Genomic DNA, 22,681 nt, shown 5'->3' on the forward strand with positions numbered 1-22,681 from the left:
GGTTGCTTATTCGGCGGTGGCGGCTTCCGCTTCGGCCGGGGCTGCAGCAGCGGCGGCAACGGCGGCGGCGGCGTCTTCCTGGGCCTTCTTCAGCAGAGAGGCGCGTTCCTGCGCCTTCTTGCCGGGCTCCGCCTTCTTCGGGTTGGAGCGGGCTTCGCGCTTGAGGAGGCCGGCCTCATCGAGGAAGCGCAGCACGCGGTCGGTCGGCTGAGCGCCGTGCGACAGCCAATGCTTGACGCGGTCGGCGTCGACCTTGACGCGCTCGCCGTCCTTGGGCAGCAGCGGGTTCCACGAGCCGATCGACTCGATGAACCGGCCGTCGCGCGGCGAACGGGCGTCGGCAATGACGACGTGGTAGTAAGGGCGCTTCTTCGAGCCCGCACGGGCCAGTCGGATCTTCAAGGGCATTTCATTTCTCCTAAAATTTCTGATTTCAGTGTTGGTTAATGGCTTTGTCTGGTGCAGGTCGTTGTCCCAAAACCGCTGCGCACTTTTGGGCGACATGCACTTTGTTAGCCGGTTTTGCTTGCGCCGTTGGACGCGGCGATCTGCTCGTGATGGCGGATCACTTCGCGGACGACGAAGTTGAGGAATTTTTCCGCGAAATCGGGGTCGAGATGAGCGTCCTTCGCCAGCTGGCGAAGGCGGGTGATCTGCTCCTGCTCACGCGCCGGGTCGGCGGGCGGCAGGCCATGCTCGGCCTTCAGTACGCCGACCGCCTTGGTGCAGCGGAAGCGCTCGGCCAGCATATGAATGAGGGCGGCGTCGATGTTGTCGATCGAGGCGCGATAGCCGGCCAGGATGGTGCGTGCGTCGGCCATGTCTTTTTCTTCGTTCATAGCGTCCTCACTTCTTCTTTCCGAGGCCGGGCAGACCACCGCCGCCAAGGCCGGGAAGCTTCATGCCGCCGGGCAGACCGGGCAGGCCACCGCCGCTCGGGGTGGGCGGGCCCTTCATGCCGCCAAGGCCGGGCATCTGCTTCTGCAAGGCTTCGAGCTGCTTGGGATCCATCTTGGAGAGGTCGGGCATGCCGCCACCCATCATGCCGCCGGGGCCGCCCGGCATCATGCCGCCGAGGCCCATCTTGGAGGCAAGGCCGCCCATCATGCCGCGCATCAGGCCGCCGCCTTTGCCCTTGCCGCCCATCGCCTTCATCATGTCGGCCATGCCGCGATGCATTTTCAAGAGCTTGTTGATCTCGGCCGCATCGGTGCCGGAGCCGGCGGCGATGCGCTTCTTGCGCGAATGTTTCAGCATGTCCGGATTGGCGCGCTCGGCCTTGGTCATCGACGAGATGATGGCGAGTTGGCGGCCGAACATCTTGTCGTCGAGGCCGGCGGCCGCCATCTGGTCCTTCATTTTGCCCATGCCGGGCATCATGCCCATGATGCCGCCCATGCCGCCCATTTTCGACATCTGCTGAAGCTGGCCGGCAAGGTCGTTCAGGTCGAACTTGCCCGACTGCATCTTTTTGGCCATCGCCGCCGCCTGCTCGGCGTCGATGTTTTCGGCGGCCTTTTCGACCAGCGAGACGATGTCGCCCATGCCGAGGATGCGGTCTGCAATACGCTTGGGGTGGAATTCCTCCAGCCCGTCCATCTTTTCGCCGGTGCCGATCAGCTTGATCGGCTTGCCGGTGACGGCGCGCATCGAAAGCGCGGCACCGCCACGGCCGTCGCCGTCCATGCGAGTCAGCACCAGGCCGGTGATGCCGACGCGCTCATCGAAGCTTTTGGCAAGGTTGACGGCGTCCTGGCCGGTCAGCGAATCCGCGACCAGCAGGATTTCGTGCGGGCTCGACACCTTCTTGATGTCGGCCATCTCCACCATCAGCGGCTCGTCAATATGGGTGCGGCCGGCGGTGTCGAGGATGACGACGTCATGACCGCCGAGCTTGGCTGCCTGGACGGCGCGCCTGGCGATGTCGACCGGGTTCTGGCCCGCAATGACAGGCAGCGTCGCGACTTTGACCTGCTCGCCGAGCTGGCGCAGCTGCTCTTGTGCCGCGGGCCGCCGCGTGTCGAGCGAGGCCATCAGAACCTTCTTGTTCTGGCGCTCGGTCAACCGCTTGGCGATCTTGGCCGAGCTCGTCGTCTTGCCGGAGCCCTGCAGGCCGACCATCATGATGACGACCGGCGCCGGCGCATTGAGGTCGATGGCGACGCCCTCGGCGCCGAGCATGTCGACCAGCTCGTCATGGACGATCTTGACGACCATCTGCCCGGGCTTGATCGACTTGACGACAGCCGCGCCGACGGCCTTCTCGCGCACCTTGTCGGTGAAGGAACGCACCACTTCCAGCGCAACGTCCGCCTCGAGCAGCGCACGGCGCACCTCGCGCAGTGCGGCCGAGACATCAGCCTCCGACAGCGCGCCGCGGCCTGTCAGGCCGTTCAGGATGGAGCCAAGGCGCTCCTGAAGTGATTCAAACATTGGTCAACCCGCCGCGCGAGAGCGCCTTGGATTCATGGTGATCCCTGTCGGGCCGATGGCCCTCCACGCCTCTTGTGCGCTCCTGCAGCGATTCAAACATTCCGTTTCCTTTTTCTCAGGCACCCCGATGGTGCCCGAGAGGTAGTGCGTTCGCGCCGCTCATCCAAGCAAAGCTCAAAACCAAAAAGCACCCGGGGGCGCTCAGCGCTGCCGGGTGTTGGCCTCCAGGATCTGTTTACAGCACCCACCTCAAAAGGTTTTGGCGTCCTGGTCGGCTTGCTCGGAGGGATACTCGTCGCGGATTTCGGGGCTGTAGACAGGAAATCGGCCGAAGAGTCAAGACAAGGGCGGCTTGCCGGTCTCTGGATCGGTCCCTGTTTAGTTCACCCTGCATCCCGAGGGTCGGCCGTAACCTTCAGCGGCGAGCGCGGGTGCAGAAGCAGCAGGATCGTCAGCAAGGTGCAGACGATACCGATGGCGGCGATGATGACGGCATCCGTCGTCGTCCAGTCCGGACCTTCCAGCGGCTTGGCGTTGAACAGGGCGAAGGAATTGTAGTTCTCCTGATGCGAGATCAGCAGGAAGCCGGTGAGATTGTTGCCGAGATGGGCGCCGAAGGCGGCGCCGAGATTGCCGGTGACATAAACCACCAGCGTCAACAGCAAGGCGAAGGCGGCGATCGAGGCCAGCACGCAGGCGTTGATGGCGGGGCTCGAGCCCGGGCTCCAATGCAAGGAGGTGAACAGCAAAGCGGGCAATAGCGCCCACACGTAAGGGCTCTCGAAGCGCCTGGCCAGGCCGCGCAGCAGATAGCCGCGAAACAGCATCTCCTCGGACGAGGTCTGCAGCAGGGTCAGCGCCACGATCGGGAGCAGGAACAGCAGCCAGGTCGACAGGTTGATCGTGCCGCGGGCGATTTCGGGCTGTAGCCAGTAGAGCAGGATTTCGGAAAGCGCCGATGTGATCAGCACCGCGACCAAGCCCTTGAGGAAGCCCGACAAGGACACGCGGCGACTGGCGCCGAAAAGCGCCGAGAGCGGCTCGCCATGGACGAAACGCATGGCAAGCCAGAGGCCGAGCCAGATGCCGGTAAACGAGGTGAGTGCGGTGAGTATGCCGATGGGCGAGGCCAGAAAGCCCTGAAGCGGCCCGCGCGGATCGTCCGGCAATACATGCCAGACGATCGCGACATAGGTGCCGCCAAGCACCACAACCAGGGTGATCGCCACCCAGAACAGGACGACGACCGCCGTTCCAATTATCAGCCGCGGCAGGTTCGTCTTTTCGGTGGCCGTGTTGCTATAGCGCTCGAAGGCGGCTGGATCTGATATCACGCGAGTTCCTCTGCCGAACGCATCGGGTCGCATGATCTAGGGGATCGTCGGCTCTCGCGCAATTGCTGCTGTTCAGCGACCCTTTTGCCGCCCTCAGCCTCCGCAGGAGGGCGGCACGAGTTCACTTGTCATTCTTTCCAGGCAAAATCAGCGCACGACGTACATGATGCGCCGTGTCTGCGGGTCGACCAGCGCCTGCTGGCCATTCACATAGACGTAGCGGTAGCGGTAGTCGGGGATTTCGCGCAGTTCGACCGTGTCGGGCAAGGTGGCACCGGTCACCACCTCGCCCTCGAGATAGACAGGATCGAGCCGGTGCGTGCTGACATAGGTGCCGACTTCCGCCGGTGGCCTGTCGATGGCGTCGACGGGCCCGTCGTCGGACAAAATCGCACCGGTATAGGTATCGGGATAATCATCCTGCGGCGGTGTAACCACGGTGATGGCGGCGTCGGCGGGGCGGCGTGTCAGAACGACCCGGTTGCCGCCGAAATCGGCCGTGACATAGTCGGAATAGACCCAGCCCTGGCCTCCGGCTTCGGCAATGGTGCACCATTTGCTGTTTTCGATGCAGCCATTGAGCGTCGCCGACTGGCCGGCGGCGAGCACGCCGATCACAGGATATTGCGGGCCGGGGCCGGCGCGCACATTAAGATCGGTGACGGCCGAGACGGCGGTATCGGCGAGTGCCGCACCCGACATCGCGACAAGCGCCCCGGCGACGGCCGGAAACAATATGCGTCTCATGGTTTCTCTCCCTTTCATGGTCCCTCGCGACACCAAACGAAACCAGAACGCATGCGTTCCGGCTAAAATACCGACGCCAGCTCACGATTTGTTCCGGTTTCTTTCGGCAAGCCGGTCAAAAGCTCATGCACGAAGCTGAGTTTCTGCGCCGTCACGTCCGAAATGACGAAGGGATAGAGGTCGGGCAGGCCCATGCAGCGGTTAATCGAGTTTGAGGCTTCCGAGAGTACCAGCCAGCGGGCGAGAATCTTTCCGAACGGCTCGGGCACGGCGTTGGGTTCCGCGGGCGCCGCCTGCAACCGGCCGCCGGTGTCGCCTTGCGGCAGCACATTGGTCTCCATCGTCTCAAGCTGGCCGAGTGGAAAATTCAGCGCGTGCACCATCTCCAGCGTGTCGGTGATGTGGAGATGGTGCGCCCAGGTCTCGGCCCAGTCTTCCCATGGATGCGACGTCGCATAGGCGGAGATGTGGTTCTGCTGCCAGTCGGGCGCAGCGCCATTGGCGTAATAGGCCTTCAGCGCCTGCTCGTAGTCCGGGCGTTCGTCGCCGAACAGCGCCCGGAAGGCTTCGAGCCGTTGCGGCACGTCGCGGATCAGCCGGTCCCAGTAGTAATGGCCAAGCTCATGACGGAAATGACCAAGCAGCGTGCGGTAATTTTCGCCCATCTCGACGCGCCGCCGCTCGCGCTCGGCCGAGTCCGCCTCGGCGACGTTGAGCGTGATCAGGCCGTTGTCGTGGCCGGTAAGGATGCGTTCGCCGCCGGGACCGCCGCCGATCGGATCGGCAATGAAGTCGAAGGCGAGGCCGATTTCGTCGCCGTGCTTGTGCTTGGGCGCTACCGGCAGGCCGAAGGCGAGCAGCGAATAGACGGCGCGCTTCTTGGCCGCCTCGACGCGAATCCAGCGGCGGCGGTTGCCGTCGACGGAGAGGTCGGGGATCAGCTGGTTCAGCACGCAGGCGCGGCAGTAGGTATGGCCCGGTTCGGCCATCCAGTTGCAGGCGCATTCATCCGCATTGGTGCAGTGGAAGATGCCGTCGACGTCAGACAAGGCAAAGCGCGCATGCTCGGGATCGTAAAGCACGAGACTCCCGCAATTCAGGCACTGCGCATTCTCGAAGTAGAGGCGGTGGCCGCAATGCGGGCAGTCGAACAGTTTCATGTCGTTCTCGATGCGTCAGGCGTTGGCGTATGGCGTCAGAGGAGGAATATGGTGCGGAGCGGCGCCTCGCCCAAACGCCCGCCACGGGCCGCCGTTCCATGCCCCCGTCACCTCTTTTTACCCGAGCAGCGAATTCGCCTGCCCGGCGCCGGGCGTTTCGGCCACAATAAGCACTTGATCGTAAGCAAATTCCGCTGCATTGGCCAGGGTAGCGCCGGGGGTACGGTGACAATGGCGCGTTTCGCTGGCAAGTTCGCAACCGGGACGTGATTCAGGCAATCAGGAGAGAAAGCATGGCATTGCTTGCCAAGGGAAAGATTATTGCTGCCGCGGTGGTCGCGGTACTCGCGCTGGCGACGGGCGCGCAGGCGGCGGCCAGCTGCGGCAAGACCGGCGCGGGCTTCGAAGCGTGGAAGCAGGATTTTGCCGCGCAGGCCAGGTCCGAAGGTGTTGGTGGGAAGGGTCTGGCTGCTCTGGCCGGTGCCAGCTACGCGACAAAGACAATCTCCGTCGACCGCGCCATCCACAAGGCGTTCAGCGGTTCGGTGGACGCCTTCATGAAGCGCCGTGGCGGAGCTGCGATCATTTCCAGGGGCCGTGCGCTGAAGAAGTCGAATGCGGCGATGTTCGACAGGATCGAGAGCAATTACGGGGTGTCGCCGGGCGTGTTGCTGGCCATCTGGGGCATGGAAACCGGCTTCGGAGCCTCCCTGGGCAACCAGAACACGGTCTCCGCCATTCTGACGCTTGCCTATGATTGCCGTCGCCCGGGGTTCTTTTACCCGCACGCCATTGCGGCGCTGAAGCTGGTCGATCGCGGCGCGCTGAGCGCCTCGTCGGTCGGCGCTGCGCATGGCGAGATCGGCCATACGCAGTTCCTGCCCGGCAATGTCCTGAAGTATGGCGTCGGCAACGGAAATCTGCGCGACAAGGCGACGGCCTTGGCTTCGACGGCCAACTTCCTCAAGGCTCATGGCTGGCGGGCGGGTGCGAGCGCGAGTGCGAATATGGGGGCCATCGCCGGCTGGAATTCCGCCAGCGTCTACCAGCAGGCCATCGCCCAGATCGCCGACGCGATCGACGGCGGCTGACAGAAATATCCAGATCGAAGAACGGAAAGCCCGGCCATGGCCGGGCTTTTCTGCAAGGACTGGAGCTTTTGGCGGTCAAACCGTTCAGCAGCCAAGCGGCTACCCGCCTTTTATGACCTTCCAGATGTCCGTGGACTGGTCGAACTGGAGGCGGTTTATGTCGGAGAAGGTCAGCCGGCCGGTCTTCATGGCATCGACAAGGCGGCGGCACAGCAGTGGCGGCATGCGCTCCAGGGAAACGCCCATAAAAGCGGCGATCTCGTGTTTGGCCGATATATTCGATATGGCCACCTTGGTGATGCAGCGATCGAATGCCGCCTCGGGATCCTGTTTCACTTGCTCCTGCCCAGTCTGGCAACCGGCCAGCATGACGACCATTGCAGGCAGGGCCACAAACCACGGCTTCATTGTCAGCTGCCCCCATCGATTGTGAGGAGGCTAGATAAGGGCCCGAAAAGATCAAGCAGGAAAAGCACTGAGTTCTTTGCCGCCGCTCTATTTCTTTGTTTTTACGCAGTTACGGACGAAGTCGGGCATGCTCTTTCTCGAATTGCTCGATCGTTGGCCCAAATGCCGGCTGAGCGACTGGGCTCTCAATAATGTGCGTAGCCGCTCAACGGGCACTTCTGGGAAATAGGAACCTCGAAGGCGCCTTCAGTACCTTTGCAGCTCCGGAATTTGGAGTTGCGCAGCACCGGCGCGGCCCTGGCAGCCGCCTTTGACTTGCCCTTGATGACCAGCCATATCTCGGTCGGCAGGTCTAGCTGCACTCTGTTCAAATCGGAGTAGCTGATCCGCCCGCTGCGTACGCCTTCGGTGATACGCTGGCAGAACAGGGCCGGCATGCGCTCCTGCGAGACGCCCATGAAAGAGGCGATTTCGTGCTTGAACGTGATGCTCCACAAATGGACTGCGGAGATGCACCCGTCCTGCTCGCGTTTCGCGGCCGCCTGCGAGGACTGGCATCCGGTAAAGACGATGGCCGCCGCAAGCATGAGAAAAATGGCGTTTTTCACGATCAGAATCCCTCGTCTCGCAAGGAATTTAGATGAGGCTTTTAAAAGGTCAAATGGAAACCATGTCAGCCAGCTTGGCCTCTTATATTAGAGGTATCAAATAAAAACCCTGCGTGACCGCCGGGTTTCCTGGAACACTAGTTTGGTTCACCCTTGCGGCTCCTTGCCGCCAGCGTCCTCAGCCGCAGCGCGTTGAGGCGGATGAAGCCGGCAGCGTCCTTCTGGTCGTAGGCGCCGCGGTCATCCTCGAAGGTGACCAGCGCGTCGGAATAGAGCGTCTTCTTGGATTTGCGGCCGGTGACCATGACATTGCCCTTGTAGAGTTTCAGGCGCACCGTGCCTTCGACGTCTTCCTGGCTCTTGTCGATCATCGCCTGGAGCATCAGCCGCTCGGGCGAGAACCAGAAGCCGTTGTAGATCAGCTCGGCGTAGCGCGGCATGAACTCGTCCTTGAGGTGGCCGGCGCCGCGGTCGAGCGTGATCGATTCGATGGCGCGGTGGGCTACGATCAGGATGGTGCCGCCGGGGGTCTCGTAGACGCCGCGCGATTTCATGCCGACGAAGCGGTTCTCGACCAGATCGAGCCGGCCGATGCCATTGTCGCGGCCAAGATCGTTAAGCGCCGTCAGCATGGCGGCCGGCGACAGCTTCTTGCCGTTCAGTGCAATCGGATCGCCCTTCAAAAATTCGATCTCGATCTCGGTGACCTTGTCCGGCGCCTCCATCGGCGAGACGGTGCGCTGATGGACGAATTCCGGCGGCTCGCTCCACGGGTCTTCCAGCACCTTGCCCTCGGAAGAGGAGTGCAGAAGGTTGGCGTCGACCGAGAACGGCGCCTCCCCCCGCTTGTCCTTGGCCACCGGGATCTGGTGCTGCTCGGCGAAGTTGATCAGGTCGGTGCGCGACTTGAACGACCAGTCGCGCCACGGCGCGATGACCTTGATGTCGGGATTCAGCGCATAGGCCGACAGCTCGAAACGCACCTGGTCGTTGCCCTTGCCGGTGGCGCCGTGCGCAATGGCATCGGCGCCGACCTCCTGGGCGATCTCGACCAGGTGCTTGGAAATCAACGGGCGGGCGATCGAGGTGCCGAGCAGGTAGGTGCCTTCATAGACGGCGTTGGCGCGAAACATCGGGAAGACGAAGTCGGCGACGAATTCCTCGCGGACATCGACGACGCGGATATCCTTGATGCCCATCATCTCGGCCTTCTTGCGCGCGGGCTCCAGCTCGCCGCCCTGGCCGAGATCGGCGGTGAAGGTGACGACTTCGGCGCCGAGCTCGGTCTGCAGCCATTTCAGGATGATGGAGGTGTCGAGACCGCCGGAATAGGCGAGCACGACCTTCTTGACGTCTTTTGTCTTGGGCATTGCTGGGGACATTTTGGCGGTTCCGCGCGATGAGTTTCGCGGGCGAGGTATCACGGCATTTCCGGCCAGCGCAAGGGATGAACGGGCTCCGGCTGCCGCAGCCACTGGACCAGATGCCACGCCAGCCAGTTGCTGGCGTGAGCGGGGAGGCTGCGTTATAGACCGACGATCATTCGCCAGGGGCCACCGATGTCCTTCATTCCCGACACCACAACGCTGATCCAGTTCGCCATCGCCACCATGATCCTGGCGATCACGCCAGGACCGGATATGACGCTGTTCGTCTCGCGCACACTGAGCCAGGGCCGCGCCGCCGGCTTTGCCTCGCTGGCGGGTGCTCTGTTCGGCACGCTGATCCATACAACTTTGGTGGCGGTCGGCATCTCGGCGCTGATCGTCGCCTCGCCGATGGCCTTCCTGGTGCTGAAAATCTTCGGCGCCGCCTATCTGGTGTTCCTGGCCTGGCAGGCGATCACCAAGGGCTCGGCGTTTTCACCGCAGAAGAAGAATGGCCCACAGATTTCGCTGTTCCGCAGCTGGGCCGCCGGACTCGGCGTCAACCTGCTCAACCCGAAGATCATCCTGTTCTTCATGACGTTTCTGCCGCAGTTCGTCTCGGCTCACGATCCGAACGCGCCGGGAAAACTGTTCTTCCTCGGCCTCATGTTCATCGTGCTGTCGATCCCTGTGACGGCGCCGATGGTGTTTGCCGCGGAAAGGTTTTCGGCGGCGATGAAGGCCAGCCCGCGCGTAACGCGGGTCGTCGACTATCTCTTTGCCGGTGTGTTTTCGGCCTTCGCGCTCAAGATCCTGACCGCTCAGGCGAAGTAGCGGCCTGCCACCAGCTTCCGGCCCAGCGGCCGGCGCTTAGCCAGTAGAAGATGCCGCCGACCATGCCGCAGCCGATCACCGCGGCGATAGCGCGCGGTTCGGTGACGTCGAAATCCACGTTCTGGTGGACGAAGCCGAGGAAGGCCGCGGCCACCAAGCCGCCCGCGAGTGCATAGAACAGCCAGTCGCGGCGGCTGAGGACCTCGGAGATCAGGATTGCGACCACCGCCGGTATGAAAGCGAAATAGGCGACAAACAGCGCCACGAACGGGATCGAAAAATACAGCGCCGCGGCCGCCGCTGGGTGCGCATCGTCCGGCATATAACCGACGGAAGCCAGGAACAGCACGTTGAGAAAGGCGCTCGCCGCCAATGAGGCGACGACATAGCCGAACAGGATGACAGCGAAACGGAGGATATAGGCGAAGAGGCGGCTCACGCCTCGCCATGCCCCGCAATCATCATGGCTTCCAGCGCCAGGCGGTCGACCTTGCGCATGCGTTCGGAGTCCGATTTGAGCTGCCCGCAGGCGGCCAGGATGTCGCGGCCGCGCGGCGTGCGGATCGGCGAGGCATAGCCGGCATTGTTGATGTAGTCGGCAAACTTCTCGATCGTCTCCCAGTCCGAGCACTGATAGTTGGTGCCCGGCCACGGGTTGAACGGGATCAGATTGATCTTGGCTGGAATGCCCTTGAGCAGCTTGATCAGCCCCTTGGCGTCCTCGATGGAATCGTTGACGTTCTTCAGCATCACATATTCGAAGGTGATGCGCCTGGCGTTGGACAGGCCGGGATAGGCGCGGCAGGCCTCGATCAGTTCCTTCAGCGGATACTTCTTGTTGATCGGCACAAGCAGGTCGCGCAGATCGTCATTGGTGGCGTGCAGCGAGATCGCCAGCATGACCCCTATCTCCTCGCCGGTGCGGAAGATCTCGGGCACCACGCCGGAGGTCGAGAGCGTAATGCGGCGCTTCGACAGCGACAGTCCGTCGCCGTCGGAGGCAATCAGCAGCGCCTTCTTCACCGCCTCGAAATTGTAGAGCGGCTCGCCCATGCCCATCATGACGACGTTGGAGACTTTTCTGCCCTCGGCAGGGACGATGGCGCCGTCGGGTGTGTCGCGGTCGGGGAAATCGCCGAGCCGGTCGCGGGCGGTGAGCAATTGCGCCAGGATCTCTTCCGCCGTCAAATTGCGCACCAGCTTCTGCGTGCCGGTGTGGCAGAACGAGCAGGTCAGCGTGCAGCCGACCTGCGATGAGATGCATAGCGTGCCGCGGCCTTCTTCGGGGATATAGACGGTCTCGATTTCGACGGGACGGCCGGCACCGCGAGGCGGAAAGCGGAACAGCCACTTGCGCGTGCCGTCGGAGGAAATCTGCTCCTCGACGATTTCGGGCCGGGCGACGGTAAAATGCTTGTCCAGTTCGGCGCGCAGATCCTTGGAGATGTTGAACATGCCGGCAAAATCGGAGACGCCGCGCACATATATCCAGTGCCAGAGCTGCTGGGCGCGCATTTTCGCCTGGCGCTCGGGCACGATGCCGGCACTGACAAGGGCTTCACCGAGCTCGGCCCGGGTCAGGCCGATCAGCGACGGCTTCTCGGGCGTGGCGCGAGCGCGCAACGCGTCGCGTGCGCCCTCAGTGGTGAGATCGAAGGAAAGGGTCATATCAGCGCCAATATAAGCGAATTGCGGCCGATTTCATCCATCGTGCCGAAAAGAAGCGCGGCGCATAGCACAGGTTGCGGCGAGAGTCATGCGGCGGGAACCGCGCTAGCCTACTTGCACTTGGCGATCGACGTCAGCGCGGCCGAGATGCCTTTCAGCGAAAACACATAGGTCGTCGGATTGCCGCGGCCAGACTTCGCCGAGACCTTCATGTCGGTGCCGGTCTTCATGGCGGCGATCAGCACCGGCTCTTCGGCGGCGTTCTCGACCCAGGCCGACTTGCCCCGGGTGAACATCGAGAACGTCTTCTTGTCGATGGTGACGGTGGCCTTGGAGCCTTCCTGGAATGTGTAGCCGGCGATGAATTGCGGCTCGTAGGACACTTGCTGGCCCGGCCGCTGGCTGACGAAGAAGAACATGTCGCCGTGATCGAGCGTCGGCGGCTGCTTGTCGGTCGGCACGGTGAGCACATAGCAGACCTTGCCGCCCTGCGCCTGGTAGCTGTAGGTGCCCCAGGCATTGTGCTGGCCGATCTTGGTCGCCTGCTGCGCCAGCGCCGGCGCGGCAAAGGCCACCAGGACCAGGCTCGAGACTAGTGCAATCAATCCGCGCATCGCTTTTCCCGTATTCCAAATGGTGCGGGGCAGGCCGGCTTGGCGTCCTGCCCGTCGCTTCATTTTGATTTAATCTGGGTTACCAAACGGTGAATTTCCCTCGGAAAAGGACATTCACCCATGGAAACCACCGCCATTTCCGCGCCGCTTCTTGAAAAAACGGCTTTCGCAATGTCCCTGCGGCGACTTGGAGGCCACGAAAGCGGCAAGAGTTTGACTTTTTGCACGGCCGCAGCGGACCCGAAGCCAAGCCGCTATCCTCCTGTTTGAGCGGAGGATTTCTTCTGAACCCAGTTGCCAACGCGACCGCCGATTCAGCTCTTGTCGGCGATCGCCTCCTTGGCGGCCTTGCGGTGCGCAGGGGTGATATGGGCGCTTACCGCGGAGATCGCGGCGGTCAGCACGGCGATGTCGTCGGTGAAGCCGAGGCCGAAGACGAAATCGGGTATGACGTCGACCGGCAGCACGAAATAGCCAAGCGCCGCCAGCAATATGCCCTTGGCACGCAAAGGCGTCTTCCTGTCGAGCGCGCAATAATAGCCGGCGACGACCTCTTCCATAAACGGAATCTGCCGGGCGGCCTTCTTGGCCGTGCGCCAGAATTTGGAGCGCACTTCACTCTCGTCGCCGAGCTTGCTGCCGAAGCCGAAGAAATCAAAACCGGGCTGCTGCGCCATCAATCCTCTCCTTGCCGGCCGTCGCGCTACGCGTTGCGCGCGGCCGCCACAGAAAACGTGGTGAAAGTCCCGGTCCACTGCAAGAGGATGGCGCCGATTTGGCGTTGCCGCCCCAGCGTTCAGCCGCCAGCATACCCATTCATCTTCTTGGCCAGCGCGATGTCGAGCGCGGTGACACCGCCGGCATCATGGGTGTTGAGCGTCACGTCGACAGTCTTGTAGACGTTCGACCAGTCGGGATGATGGTCCATCTTCTCGGCGGCCAGCGCGACGCGGGTCATGAAGGCGAAGGCTTCGGAAAAATTCTTGAAGACAAAGCTGCGCTTGATGGAGGCGCCATCGGCTGCCTGCGACCAGCCAGGCAGTTCGGCCAGTGCGGCGGCGATGGCGTCCTTGCTGAGTTTCTCTCTCGTCATGATGATTTCCCGTGCTATCCCAGTTATTGACCCTCACCATAATGCAAGTCGCCCAAAATCCTTTGCGTTTTGGGCTTCCAAATGCACGAACGGCGCATATCGAATGAGCGTAAATTCCATACTCTTCGTCTGCCTCGGCAACATCTGCCGCTCACCCCTGGCCGAAGGCGTGTTTCGCGCCGTGCTGGCGGAACGCGGCCGCGACATGGTGCTGGACGATATCGTGCTGGACTCTGCGGCGACCGGCGGCTGGAACCTCGGCGAAGCGCCCGACCCGCGCTCGATCGCGATTGCGGCCCGCCACGGCATCGACATATCAGGGCAGCGGGCACGCAAGGTCAGGCCGGGGGATTTTTCGCGCTTCGACCTGATCCTCGGCATGGATCGGCAGAATGTCCGCGACCTCAAGGCGTTGGCGCCGGCCGGTGCGCGCGAACGTATTCATCTCTTGGCAGAGTTTGCGCAGGGCAAAACCCGCGACGTGCCGGATCCCTATTATGACGGGGCCGAAGCGTTCGCTTCGGTCTACCGCATGATCCGCGAAGCGTCGGAGGCGCTGGCGACGAGATTGGTGGCGCGCGCGTCGACGCCGGAGAGCGGCCATGCCTCCTCGACAATGTAGGGACCGCCGCCGACCGAATCGCGCGACGACATCAGCACGAAGCGGCCGACGCGAAACGGCAGCGTCGCAAAATTGCCGCGCGCCGACAGGTACTGCGCGACGTCGAGCGGGCTCGAATTGCGCAAGCGTGCCAGCGTAACATGCGGGGTGAACTTGCGCGGGTCGGCAGGCAAGCCGAGCCGCTGGCAGATGCGGTCGATTTCGCTCTGCAGCGCCGAAAGGTCGGGCGAGGCGAAGACGCCGGCCCAGACGGCGTGCGGCTTCTTCTGGCCGAAAGCGCCAACTCCGGACAGGGTGAGCGAGAAGGATGGGCGGTGCACCCGGTCGAGCGCGTTGGCGATTTCGTCGGCGATATGGCCTTCGACGTCGCCGATGAAGCGCAGCGTCAGATGGTAGTTTTCGACATCGATCCAGCGGGCTCCGGGCAGGCCGCCCCTGAGCAGGGACAGCGAAAGAGCGGCGTCACGCGGTATTTCGAGGGCGGTGAAAAGACGCGGCATGGTGAGCCTCCCTTCCTCGAATCGAACTGTGCCCCTAGCGAATCATCGATAGTCAAACGGGGCAAGTGGTTTGTTGGTTGCAGGCATTTTTACGAACAGGCGCCTCCAAGCGATGAATAAGCACTATTGCCGTGCCGCTTCGGCGCTTGCATTACCCAGATGCTGCATATGCTCTTCGAGCGCAGCATGAATGACTCGGGTCATCGGCAGCCCGGTCTTTTGTTTCAAAGTTCGCGCGAGGCGAACGCCGCGTTATTCTCGTCAGGCCGGCGTTCAACCGCCACCCTGAACTGCCGCAACAGCCTTCTCCACGGCGGGCAGGATGCGCTCGACCATCACTGCGACGCCCTTCGGATTGGGATGCAGGCCGTCCTCCAACTGCAGGCCGGACTGTCCGGCGACGCCATCGAGAAAGAACGGATAGAGCGGCACATCGTATTTCGCGGCCAGCTTTGGATAGATCGCATCGAAGGCGTTCTGGTAGTCGGCGCCGAGATTGGGAGCGGCGCGCATGCCGGCCAAAAGCACCGCGATCTTGCGCGCTTTCAGCTTCGCCAGCATGTCGTCCAGGTTCTCTTTCGTAATGCTGGGCGAGACGCCGCGCAGCATGTCGTTGGCGCCGAGTTCGAGTATAACCAGCCTTGTCCCATCCGGCACCGACCAGTCAAGCCGCGCCAAGCCGCCGCTCGAGGTGTCGCCTGAAACGCCGGCGTTGGCTACGGTGACGTCATGGCCTTTGGCGCGCAGCGCAGCTTGCAATTTGTCGGTAAAGCCATCGCCAGGCCCGAGGCCGAAACCGGCCATCAGGCTGTCGCCGAACCCGACGATGGTGAACGTCTCGGCGCGTACCGACGAAATGGCGCCGCAAAGGGTGACGAAAAAGACGAGCCCTGCGGCATTCAAGCGTTTGAAAGATATCTTGCGTTTGAAAGACATGTGGCAGGCCCCATATACCCGAGGAATTCTTCCGGCGACGGCTTCCGGCAAGCAGAGCCTTCATCTGATATAGGACGCTTTAATTGTGACAGAAGCCGTCATCGCGCTGAAAGACATATCCCTGACCCTGGGCCAAGGGGCTTCGTCTGTGCATGTGCTGAAAGGCGTCAGCCTTGACGTGACGCGCGGCGAGGCGACCGGCATTGTCGGCCCTTCGGGTTCCGGCAAGTCGACCTTGCTGATGGTGCTGGCCGGGCTGGAGCGGGTCGATTCGGGCACGGTGCGCATTGCCGGCGAATTGCTGAACGGCCAAAGCGAGGATCAGATCGCCTCGTTTCGGGGCCGAAACATAGGCATCGTCTTTCAGTCCTTCCATCTCATTCCCAACATGACGGCGCTCGAAAATGTCGCGGTGCCGCTGGAACTGGCCGGCCATGCCGATCCGTTCGGCGTCGCCGCGCGGGAGTTGGCGGCCGTCGGCTTGAGCGATCGCGTCACCCACTATCCGGGCGAGCTGTCCGGCGGCGAACAGCAGCGCGTGGCAATCGCCCGCGCTCTGGCGCCGTCGCCGCGCATTCTGATTGCCGACGAGCCGACCGGCAATCTCGACCAGGCGACGGGGCGGCAGGTCGCCGACCTTCTGTTCGCCAAAGCGGCCGAGCGCGGCATGACCTTGGTGCTGGTCACGCACGATCCGGCCCTTGCGGCGCGCTGCTCGCGCCAGGTGTCGATGCGCTCCGGCCGCATCGAGGATGCGCCGGTAGCGCAGGTCAAGGTGCCGGCCTGATGCCACTGTCGCAGACGCTGAAGCTCGCGTTCCGCTTTTCGCTGCGCGAGATGCGCGGCGGACTGTCCGGCTTCATGATCTTCCTTGCCTGCATCGCGCTCGGCGTCGCTGCAATCGGCGGGGTCAATTCGGTGGCGCAGGCGATCACCGCAGGCGTTGCCGACCAGGGCCAGACGCTGCTTGGCGGCGACTTGCGCTTCCAGCTCAACCAGCGCGATGCGACGCCAGCCGAAAGCACCTTCCTCGACCGCCTCGGCACTGTGTCGCACAGCGCCAATATGCGCTCGATGGCGCGGCTGGATGACGGCTCCGACCAGGCGTTGGTTGAGGCCAAGGCCGTCGACGACGCCTATCCGCTCTATGGCGCGCTCGAGACCGCGCCGCAGCTTGGCAGAGAGGATTTGTTCGGCGAGAAATCAGGCGTCTTTGGCGCCGCCGCGCCCGACCTGTTGTTCGACCGGCTGAATGTGGAGATCGGTGACCGGCTGAAGGTCGGCAGCGCGACATTCGAATTGCGGGCCAGGCTGGTGAGCGAACCGGATGCGGTGTCGGACGGTTTCGGCTTCGCGCCGCGGCTGATGATTTCGATGCAAGGGCTCGCCGCCTCTGGTCTGATCCAGCCAGGCAGCCTGGTCGAGAATGCCTACAAGGTTCGGCTGCCGGCCGGCGCCAGCGAGGCCGATCTCAAGGCCATCCAGGATCGGGCGGCGAGCGATTTCCCCGAAGCCGGCTGGTCGATCCGCACCCGCTCGAACGCCGCGCCGGCGCTGTCCTCCAACATCGAGCGCTTCTCGCAATTCCTGACGCTGGTCGGGCTGACGGCGCTGGTCGTCGGTGGCGTCGGCGTTGCCAATGCGGTGCGCGCCTATCTCGACGGCAAGCGCGGCGTCATCGCCACCTTCAAGAGCCTTGGCGCCTCGGGCGGCTTCGTCTTCACCGTCTATCTCGTGCAGATCCTGATGATCGCCGGCCTCGGCATCGCGCTTGGCCTCATCCTCGGCGCCGCCATGCCGTTTGCTGCCAGCGCTGCGCTCCAGTCGGTCATTCCGGTGCCGGCTAAAGGCGGCTTCTATCCCGGTGCGCTGGCTCTTGCCGCGCTGTTCGGGCTGCTGGTGACGCTTGCCTTCGCGCTGTTGCCGCTCGGCCGCGCCCGCGATGTGCCGGCGACCGCGCTGTTTCGCGAAATGGGTTTTGAGGGCCGCGGCTTTCCACGCCTGCCCTATCTTGCCACGGCGGTCGGCATCGCGCTCGCTTTGGCGGCGCTCGCCATCCTGTTTTCCGGCGACCGGCGCATCGCCTTGATCTTCGTCGGCGCGACGGTCTTTGCCTTTCTGGTGTTGCGCCTGGTCGGTGCGCTGGTGCAGTGGGTGGCGCGCAAAAGCCCGCGTGCGCGCTCGGTCGCGCTCAGGCTCGCCATCGGCAACATCCACCGTCCCGGCGCGCTGACGCCGTCCGTCGTGCTGTCGCTGGGCCTCGGGCTAACGCTTTTGGTGACGCTGGCGCTGATCGACGGCAATCTCAGGCAGCAGATCTCCGGCAGTCTGCCGGAACGGGCGCCGAATTTCTTCTTCGTCGACATCCAGAATAGCGAGGTCGATGCCTTCTCGACACTGATCGGCAAAGAGGCGCCGAAGGGAACGCTGGTCAAGGTGCCGATGCTGCGCGGCCGGGTGATGGCGCTGAACGGCGTTAGTGTCGACAAGGCCAATGTGCCATCGGAAGGCGCATGGGTGCTGCGCGGCGATCGCGGCCTGACCTACGACGCCAAACAACCGGCCAATGCGACATTGACCGAGGGCAGCTGGTGGCCGGAGAACTACAGCGGCGAACCGCTGGTCTCGTTCTCCAACGATGAAGGCAAGGCGCTCGGCCTGAAGCTCGGCGATACCGTCACCGTCAATGTGCTCGGACGCAATGTGACGGCCAGGATCGCCAATTTCCGAGAGGTGCAATGGGAGACGATGGGCATCAACTTCGTCATGGTGTTCTCGCCCAACACTTTTGCAGGCGCGCCCCATGGCTGGCTGGCGACGCTGACCGAAAAGGATGCCACGGCAGCAGAGGATGCCCGCCTGCTCAACGCCGTCACCCGCGCCTTCCCGGCGGTGACGACAGTTCGGGTCAAGGACGCGCTCGATGTCATCAACCGGCTGGTCGGCCAGCTCGGCACGGCGATCCGGGCCGCGGCCGGCGTGGCGCTTATCGCTTCGGTGCTGGTGCTGGCCGGCGCGCTCGCCGCGGGAAATCGCGCCCGCATCCACGATGCCGTGGTGCTGAAGACGCTGGGCGCCACGAGGCGCACGCTGATCGCGGCGTTTTCGCTGGAATACATGCTGATCGGCCTGGCCACCGCGGTGTTTGCGTTGGCTGCCGGCGGCATCGCCGCCTGGTACATCGTTGCCCGCATCATGACGTTGCCGTCGCATTTCATGCCGGAGGTGGCAGTGGCGACCTTGGTGTTTGCGCTGGTGATCACGGTCGGCATCGGCCTTGCCGGCACCTGGCGGGTGCTCGGTCACAAGGCGGCGCCGGTGCTGCGCGACCTCTAGGCCCCAAACGGCAAGGTTGGCCGAATCTGCCGTTTCCGATTAAATCTTGGTAATGTGCAGTCATGGAAGCCCAAGAAAACCGGCTTCCGGAGATTCACCAAGCGCTGCAGCCCGTTACGGTCTTGTTCTTGACGTCAAGAACCATCATATTTCGCCACAGGCATGCTGGAGCCCCGCCAGCGGCGCCCAGGTCCGAAAGGGCCTGACACCGTACGGGGCAGAAGCAACAGAGGATTCCAATGGCTGAGCCCATTCGCAACTACCAGACTTCGGCCGTGCCGGGCGCGCGCGCCGACATCGACCAAGGCCTGCGCACTTACATGCTCAAGGTCTACAATTTGATGGGGCTTGGCCTCCTCATCACCGGCGTCGCCGCCTGGGGCGCTTTCCAGCTCGCCGTCACCGGCGACGGACAGCTGACCGCTTTCGGCACGCTGATCTATGCCAGCGCCTTCCGCTGGGTGGTCATCCTGGCTCCGCTCGCCGCCGTCTTCTTCCTGTCGTTCAGGATCCAGTCGATGAGCGTGGCCGCGGCGCAAACCACCTTCTGGGTCTATTCGGGCCTGGTCGGCCTGTCGCTGTCGACCATCTTCCTGGTCTACACCGGCGCCTCGATCACTCAGACCTTCTTTGCCACGGCGGCCGCCTTCGGCGCGCTGTCGCTCTACGGCTACACGACAAAGCGTGACCTTTCGGCCTTCGGCTCGTTCCTGGTTATGGGCGTCGTCGGCCTTGTGATCGCCATGCTGATCAACATCTTCCTGCAGTCGTCGGCGCTCGGCTTCGCTATCTCGGCGATCGGCGTGTTGATCTTCGCCGGCCTCACCGCCTACGACACGCAGACCATCAAGGAAATGTACTACGAAGGCGATCAGGCCGACGTTGCCGGCCGCAAGGCGATCATGGGCGCGTTGAGGCTATATCTCGACTTCATCAACCTGTTCATGTTCCTGCTGCAGTTCATGGGCGATCGCCGGTAGGCGGTCTTCCCATCAGGCAACTGGACCAGCTGATATCAAGAGGGCGGCCAACGGCCGCCCTTTTCTTTTGTGCCGGCCTTTGCTGTCATGGAGGCAGATGAATCGTCTGCATAAATCATGAGCACTATTTCCATCCGCGCGGCCTTGGAAGGCGACCTCGGCCGAATCACCGAGATCTACGGCGATGCCGTGACGCATGGCACCGCGAGCTATGAGCTGGAGCCGCCCAGCCGCACTGAGATGGGTGGGCGCTTCGACAGCCTGACGGCGGGGGGCTTTCCCTATCTGGTGGCGGAACGAGATGGCGCGCTGCTCGGCTACGCCTATGCCGGCGCGTTCCGGCCGCGCCCGGCCTACCGCTTCATCGTAGAGGATTCCGTCTATGTCGCGCCTGATGCGAAGGGCCAGGGCGTCGGGCTGCTGCTGATGCAGGCGCTGATTGAAGCCTGCCGTATGGCGGGCTTTCGCCAGATCGTCGCGGTGATCGGCGACGGCCATGCAGACAGCGCCTCGGTGCGGCTGCATGAAAAGCTCGGCTTTCGCCATTCCGGTCGCCTGGAAGGCTCCGGCTACAAGCATGGGCGCTGGCTTGACACGGTGTTCATGCAGCTGTCGCTGAATGGCGGCGTAACGGTTCCGCCCGATCCGCATTCGCTGCCGGAGCGGAAGTTTCGTGAGAGCCTGAGGAGGGGAATTGAGGAGAACTGAAGAATTGAGGATCTGAATAGCTGAGAACAAACCCGGCGGTATTTCGACCGTTACATCCTCTTTTTTCAATTCTTCAGCTCTTCAATTCCCCAATTTTCAATTAGGCCTGGACAATCTTCAGCTTAGCATCGAAGACGTTGAGCACGCGACCGAGTTCCTGGCCGCGCTTGAGGATTCGGCCGCCGGCGGCGATGACGGCGAAGGCGCCTTGCCGGCGTGCCAGTTTCGGATCCTTGACGATCTGGAACAGCGGCACTTCGCTGGCCCGGCGGAAGACTGAAAACACAGCCCGATCAGACAGATGATCGATGGCATAGTCGCGCCATTCGTTGGCGGCGACCATGCGTCCGTACAGCCTCAGGATCTCGTCGAGTTCACGCCGGTCGAAACGGACCGGCTGGTCGAGGCGTTCGCGTCGCGCCTCGTGCAGCGGGATCAATATTGCGGATGCGTCCCCATCCTCCGTCCCACCGCTGCGATCGGTCATCCCGCGATCCCTTTGAAAATGAATCTCGCTTGCAGAAGTTGGCGTGTTCGCCGTGGAATTGCAAGGCCCGGCTAACCATCCCGGGACCGCGCTGTTTTCGCAACGTCCAGTCACTTTTATAAAACGCGGTGTTTGAATTGGTGATGCCTCGCCACATTTCCGCCATTTTTTATCCGCGCTCATGCCCCAATGTCCGACGAATTTACCGGCGTTGCCTGAGACGGTTCGGTCCGGCACCGGCTCGTAAACCCCAAGCCCCCCGCCCACGGGTCTGCGTCGGATCGAACCAACCTCGGACTTTCCTCAGGGAGAGACCGGGTGCGACGATCCCAAAACCTAAATGACCGACGTCAGAAGCAAGCTGACGTCGGTTTTTTTGTTTTTGGCTGCTTGAAGAATTTGCTGGAGGCTGCGGTGCCCAGTTTGCGGGCGCATCCCCTCACCCGGATTGCCAGCCGAATTGCAACAGCAATTCGGGCCAATCCGACCTCCCCCGAGCGGAGAGGAGTTCGCGCCAGCGCTGATTCAGCCTCTTCTCCCCTCGGGGAGAAGGTGGCCGAGAGCGGCCGGATGAGGGGGCCTCTTAAGGCTTGTGAATAAACGCCGCGCCCAGAATAGGCCCCGGCAGGCCGTCCTTGCCGACCGATTGCAGCAGCACGGCGCAGCCGCCTTTCTTGGCGATCTCGGTCATCGGCAATTCGTAGCGCTGCGCCTTGCCGTGCCACATGCCGGCGGTCTGGATGCCGGTGACGGCGTTCCAGTAGGTCATGCTGCGGCCGGTGTTCTCGCCCTTGGCGATGGTCACCGTCTGCGGTGGTTCGAAATAGACGATGACGACATGGGCGTCGCTGGGGCCGCTACCGGCGTCGCCGGCATCGATCATGACGCGATCGCTGGTGCGGCTGACCTTGACGCTGACCCGCATGCCTTCACCGGATTTCTCCATGCGGGCAAGCGCGCCGTCGACCTCCTTGCGGCTGGCGCCGTTGACATGGCTGCGACCATTGATGACGGCTTGCGGCGTGTAGACGGAGCGGGTGCCGAAGGCGCGCATATAGTCATATTGCCGGTCGGTATTGTCCTTGCTGCTCAGCGTGTCCTGCCAGCCGAGATAGTCCCAGTAATTGACGTGGTAGGCGAGCGCGACGACGTTGTCCTTGGCCGCCAGCTCGGCAAAGAAAGCGTCCGCCGGCGGGCAGGAATTGCAGCCCTGGCTGGTGAACAGCTCGACCACGCCCAAGGGCCTGTCAATCTGCGGTTTGTCGGTCTGGGTCGTTCCCGATTCCTCGGCGAACCCGGTCCCGGCAAGCGCCGAGAAGGCCAGCGCAAAAGCCGCAAGCCGCAGAGGGTGTCGAGGTGCCATGATCGTTCCGATTCCCGCCGGTGACGCCGGCCTTGTTCTGGTTGCCCAGATTTGTGGCAGAAGCGACAGTCAACGGGAAGTCACGTTGCGGTGAAATTTTTGCTGCCGCAACCATGGGTATGGCCATCACAGGGGGAGCACTTCACCGCCCGGTTCGATCGGGAGCATGGCATCAGGAGCGTGGGGCAGATCTTGCTGAGCCCAGCCGGTTTTTACTCCTGTCGTACAGGGCGGGGCTTCGATCGGGTCGGGCAATGCTTTGGAAAGACTGGGAGTAGGGAGTAGGGAGTAGGGAGTAGGGAGTAGGGAGTAGGGAGTAGGGAGTAGGGAGACTGGAGTAGCCATTAGGGATTAGGGAGTCGGGCGGAGGGGAGGCGGGTCTCCGGGACGGG

26 protein-coding genes are annotated in these 22,681 nt (G+C 62.9%); 8 read left to right on the top strand and 18 right to left on the bottom strand.

The genetic code is table 11. The features are described 5' to 3' along the window. Nucleotides 1-6 precede the first annotated feature (6 nt). The 6 genes from rpsP to NKH22_RS30020 all read right to left on the bottom strand — a co-directional run bounded on the left by rpsP (nucleotide 7) and on the right by NKH22_RS30020 (nucleotide 5,674). A complete protein-coding gene (rpsP, locus tag NKH22_RS29995) occupies nucleotides 7-408 on the bottom strand; it encodes a 30S ribosomal protein S16 (protein WP_023671705.1) in 402 nt (133 codons plus the stop codon). Nucleotides 409-512: 104 nt separating this feature from the next. Further along, nucleotides 513-839, bottom strand: coding sequence for a chorismate mutase (locus tag NKH22_RS30000; RefSeq protein ID WP_023671706.1), 327 nt, complete (start codon nucleotides 837-839; stop codon nucleotides 513-515). A gap of 7 nt (nucleotides 840-846) precedes the next feature. Next, nucleotides 847-2,433, bottom strand: coding sequence for a signal recognition particle protein (gene ffh / locus NKH22_RS30005; protein WP_352748072.1), 1,587 nt, complete (start codon nucleotides 2,431-2,433; stop codon nucleotides 847-849). Nucleotides 2,434-2,816: 383 nt separating this feature from the next. Further along, a complete protein-coding gene (locus tag NKH22_RS30010) occupies nucleotides 2,817-3,767 on the bottom strand; it encodes a CPBP family intramembrane glutamic endopeptidase (RefSeq protein ID WP_352806438.1) in 951 nt (316 codons plus the stop codon). A 147-nt stretch (nucleotides 3,768-3,914) separates the two neighbouring features. Continuing rightward, nucleotides 3,915-4,514, bottom strand: coding sequence for a DUF1236 domain-containing protein (locus NKH22_RS30015; RefSeq protein ID WP_023683834.1), 600 nt, complete (start codon nucleotides 4,512-4,514; stop codon nucleotides 3,915-3,917). 62 nt (nucleotides 4,515-4,576) lie between these two features. Next, a complete protein-coding gene (locus NKH22_RS30020; protein WP_023683835.1) occupies nucleotides 4,577-5,674 on the bottom strand; it encodes a zinc-binding metallopeptidase family protein in 1,098 nt (365 codons plus the stop codon). Nucleotides 5,675-5,967: 293 nt separating this feature from the next. Between NKH22_RS30020 and NKH22_RS30025 the strand changes: the two genes are divergently transcribed. Beyond that, the gene (locus tag NKH22_RS30025) at nucleotides 5,968-6,765 is read left to right on the top strand and encodes a lytic murein transglycosylase (RefSeq protein ID WP_023671711.1); all 798 of its coding nucleotides are present in this window, start codon (nucleotides 5,968-5,970) and stop codon (nucleotides 6,763-6,765) included. Nucleotides 6,766-6,864: 99 nt separating this feature from the next. Here NKH22_RS30025 and NKH22_RS30030 read toward each other — a convergent pair whose 3' ends face one another. From NKH22_RS30030 to NKH22_RS30040, 3 genes are all read right to left on the bottom strand, one after another. Next, the gene (locus tag NKH22_RS30030; protein ID WP_352912201.1) at nucleotides 6,865-7,173 is read right to left on the bottom strand and encodes a hypothetical protein; all 309 of its coding nucleotides are present in this window, start codon (nucleotides 7,171-7,173) and stop codon (nucleotides 6,865-6,867) included. Between the two features lie 185 nt (nucleotides 7,174-7,358). Beyond that, on the bottom strand, nucleotides 7,359-7,781 hold the full coding sequence (locus tag NKH22_RS30035) for a hypothetical protein (protein WP_023710248.1): 423 nt from the start codon (nucleotides 7,779-7,781) through the stop codon (nucleotides 7,359-7,361). Between the two features lie 137 nt (nucleotides 7,782-7,918). Then, nucleotides 7,919-9,151, bottom strand: coding sequence for an argininosuccinate synthase (locus NKH22_RS30040; protein WP_023698861.1), 1,233 nt, complete (start codon nucleotides 9,149-9,151; stop codon nucleotides 7,919-7,921). A gap of 189 nt (nucleotides 9,152-9,340) precedes the next feature. Here NKH22_RS30040 and NKH22_RS30045 point away from each other — a divergent pair, with 189 nt between their 5' ends. Next, a complete protein-coding gene (locus NKH22_RS30045) occupies nucleotides 9,341-9,982 on the top strand; it encodes a LysE family translocator (protein WP_023730267.1) in 642 nt (213 codons plus the stop codon). Here NKH22_RS30045 and NKH22_RS30050 read toward each other — a convergent pair. From NKH22_RS30050 to NKH22_RS30060, 3 genes are all read right to left on the bottom strand, one after another. Beyond that, complete coding sequence (locus NKH22_RS30050; protein ID WP_023694539.1) at nucleotides 9,954-10,421, bottom strand: hypothetical protein; 468 nt, start codon at nucleotides 10,419-10,421, stop codon at nucleotides 9,954-9,956. The two genes, NKH22_RS30045 and NKH22_RS30050, sit on opposite strands and share 29 nt — an antisense overlap. Next, nucleotides 10,418-11,650 carry a dual-specificity RNA methyltransferase RlmN gene (rlmN, locus tag NKH22_RS30055; protein ID WP_352912204.1) on the bottom strand — a complete coding sequence of 411 codons (1,233 nt, stop codon included), beginning with the start codon at nucleotides 11,648-11,650 and terminating at the stop codon, nucleotides 10,418-10,420. Before rlmN ends, NKH22_RS30050 begins: the two co-directional genes overlap by 4 nt. A 110-nt stretch (nucleotides 11,651-11,760) precedes the next feature. Next, a complete protein-coding gene (locus NKH22_RS30060) occupies nucleotides 11,761-12,264 on the bottom strand; it encodes an invasion associated locus B family protein (protein ID WP_023671718.1) in 504 nt (167 codons plus the stop codon). Between the two features lie 120 nt (nucleotides 12,265-12,384). Between NKH22_RS30060 and NKH22_RS30065 the strand changes: the two genes are divergently transcribed. Beyond that, nucleotides 12,385-12,534, top strand: coding sequence for a hypothetical protein (locus NKH22_RS30065; protein WP_352912206.1), 150 nt, complete (start codon nucleotides 12,385-12,387; stop codon nucleotides 12,532-12,534). Between the two features lie 44 nt (nucleotides 12,535-12,578). On the opposite strand, the gene NKH22_RS30070 is transcribed toward NKH22_RS30065, so the two are convergent. Both NKH22_RS30070 and NKH22_RS30075 read right to left on the bottom strand, forming a co-directional pair. Beyond that, nucleotides 12,579-12,941 (bottom strand): YkvA family protein, encoded by a 363-nt coding sequence (locus NKH22_RS30070; protein WP_023694537.1) that lies wholly within the window; start codon nucleotides 12,939-12,941, stop codon nucleotides 12,579-12,581. Between the two features lie 119 nt (nucleotides 12,942-13,060). Continuing rightward, nucleotides 13,061-13,357 carry a 4a-hydroxytetrahydrobiopterin dehydratase gene (locus NKH22_RS30075; protein WP_023694536.1) on the bottom strand — a complete coding sequence of 99 codons (297 nt, stop codon included), beginning with the start codon at nucleotides 13,355-13,357 and terminating at the stop codon, nucleotides 13,061-13,063. Nucleotides 13,358-13,460: 103 nt separating this feature from the next. Between NKH22_RS30075 and NKH22_RS30080 the strand changes: the two genes are divergently transcribed. Further along, the gene (locus NKH22_RS30080) at nucleotides 13,461-13,979 is read left to right on the top strand and encodes a low molecular weight protein-tyrosine-phosphatase (RefSeq protein WP_023807680.1); all 519 of its coding nucleotides are present in this window, start codon (nucleotides 13,461-13,463) and stop codon (nucleotides 13,977-13,979) included. On the opposite strand, the gene thpR is transcribed toward NKH22_RS30080, so the two are convergent. Together thpR and NKH22_RS30090 are read right to left on the bottom strand one after the other, a co-directional pair. Further along, nucleotides 13,883-14,479, bottom strand: coding sequence for an RNA 2',3'-cyclic phosphodiesterase (gene thpR, locus NKH22_RS30085; protein ID WP_023671722.1), 597 nt, complete (start codon nucleotides 14,477-14,479; stop codon nucleotides 13,883-13,885). The two genes, NKH22_RS30080 and thpR, sit on opposite strands and share 97 nt — an antisense overlap. A gap of 273 nt (nucleotides 14,480-14,752) precedes the next feature. After that, nucleotides 14,753-15,415: a GDSL-type esterase/lipase family protein gene (locus tag NKH22_RS30090; protein WP_373420140.1), complete on the bottom strand. Its 663-nt coding sequence runs from the start codon at nucleotides 15,413-15,415 to the stop codon at nucleotides 14,753-14,755. Nucleotides 15,416-15,500: 85 nt separating this feature from the next. On the opposite strand from NKH22_RS30090, the gene NKH22_RS30095 reads away from it, so the two are divergent. The 4 genes from NKH22_RS30095 (at nucleotide 15,501) to NKH22_RS30110 (ending at nucleotide 20,439) form a co-directional block, all read left to right on the top strand. Further along, nucleotides 15,501-16,202, top strand: coding sequence for an ABC transporter ATP-binding protein (locus NKH22_RS30095; protein WP_023738019.1), 702 nt, complete (start codon nucleotides 15,501-15,503; stop codon nucleotides 16,200-16,202). Continuing rightward, nucleotides 16,202-18,751, top strand: a complete 2,550-nt coding sequence (locus NKH22_RS30100; protein ID WP_023821951.1) for an ABC transporter permease — start codon at nucleotides 16,202-16,204, stop codon at nucleotides 18,749-18,751. Before NKH22_RS30095 ends, NKH22_RS30100 begins: the two co-directional genes overlap by 1 nt. A 239-nt stretch (nucleotides 18,752-18,990) precedes the next feature. Further along, nucleotides 18,991-19,731 (top strand): Bax inhibitor-1/YccA family protein, encoded by a 741-nt coding sequence (locus NKH22_RS30105; protein WP_023671726.1) that lies wholly within the window; start codon nucleotides 18,991-18,993, stop codon nucleotides 19,729-19,731. Between the two features lie 117 nt (nucleotides 19,732-19,848). After that, nucleotides 19,849-20,439 (top strand): GNAT family N-acetyltransferase, encoded by a 591-nt coding sequence (locus NKH22_RS30110; RefSeq protein ID WP_023671727.1) that lies wholly within the window; start codon nucleotides 19,849-19,851, stop codon nucleotides 20,437-20,439. 100 nt (nucleotides 20,440-20,539) lie between these two features. Here the strand turns inward: NKH22_RS30110 and NKH22_RS30115 are convergent, their stop codons facing one another. After that, nucleotides 20,540-20,926, bottom strand: coding sequence for a DUF2794 domain-containing protein (locus tag NKH22_RS30115; RefSeq protein WP_023683844.1), 387 nt, complete (start codon nucleotides 20,924-20,926; stop codon nucleotides 20,540-20,542). Between the two features lie 583 nt (nucleotides 20,927-21,509). Next, nucleotides 21,510-22,289: a DUF1223 domain-containing protein gene (locus NKH22_RS30120; protein WP_023683845.1), complete on the bottom strand. Its 780-nt coding sequence runs from the start codon at nucleotides 22,287-22,289 to the stop codon at nucleotides 21,510-21,512. Between the last annotated feature and the right edge of the window lie 392 nt (nucleotides 22,290-22,681).

It is taken from the genome of Mesorhizobium sp. M1252 (genome assembly GCF_040318265.1).
Classification (GTDB): Bacteria; Pseudomonadota; Alphaproteobacteria; order Rhizobiales; family Rhizobiaceae; genus Mesorhizobium.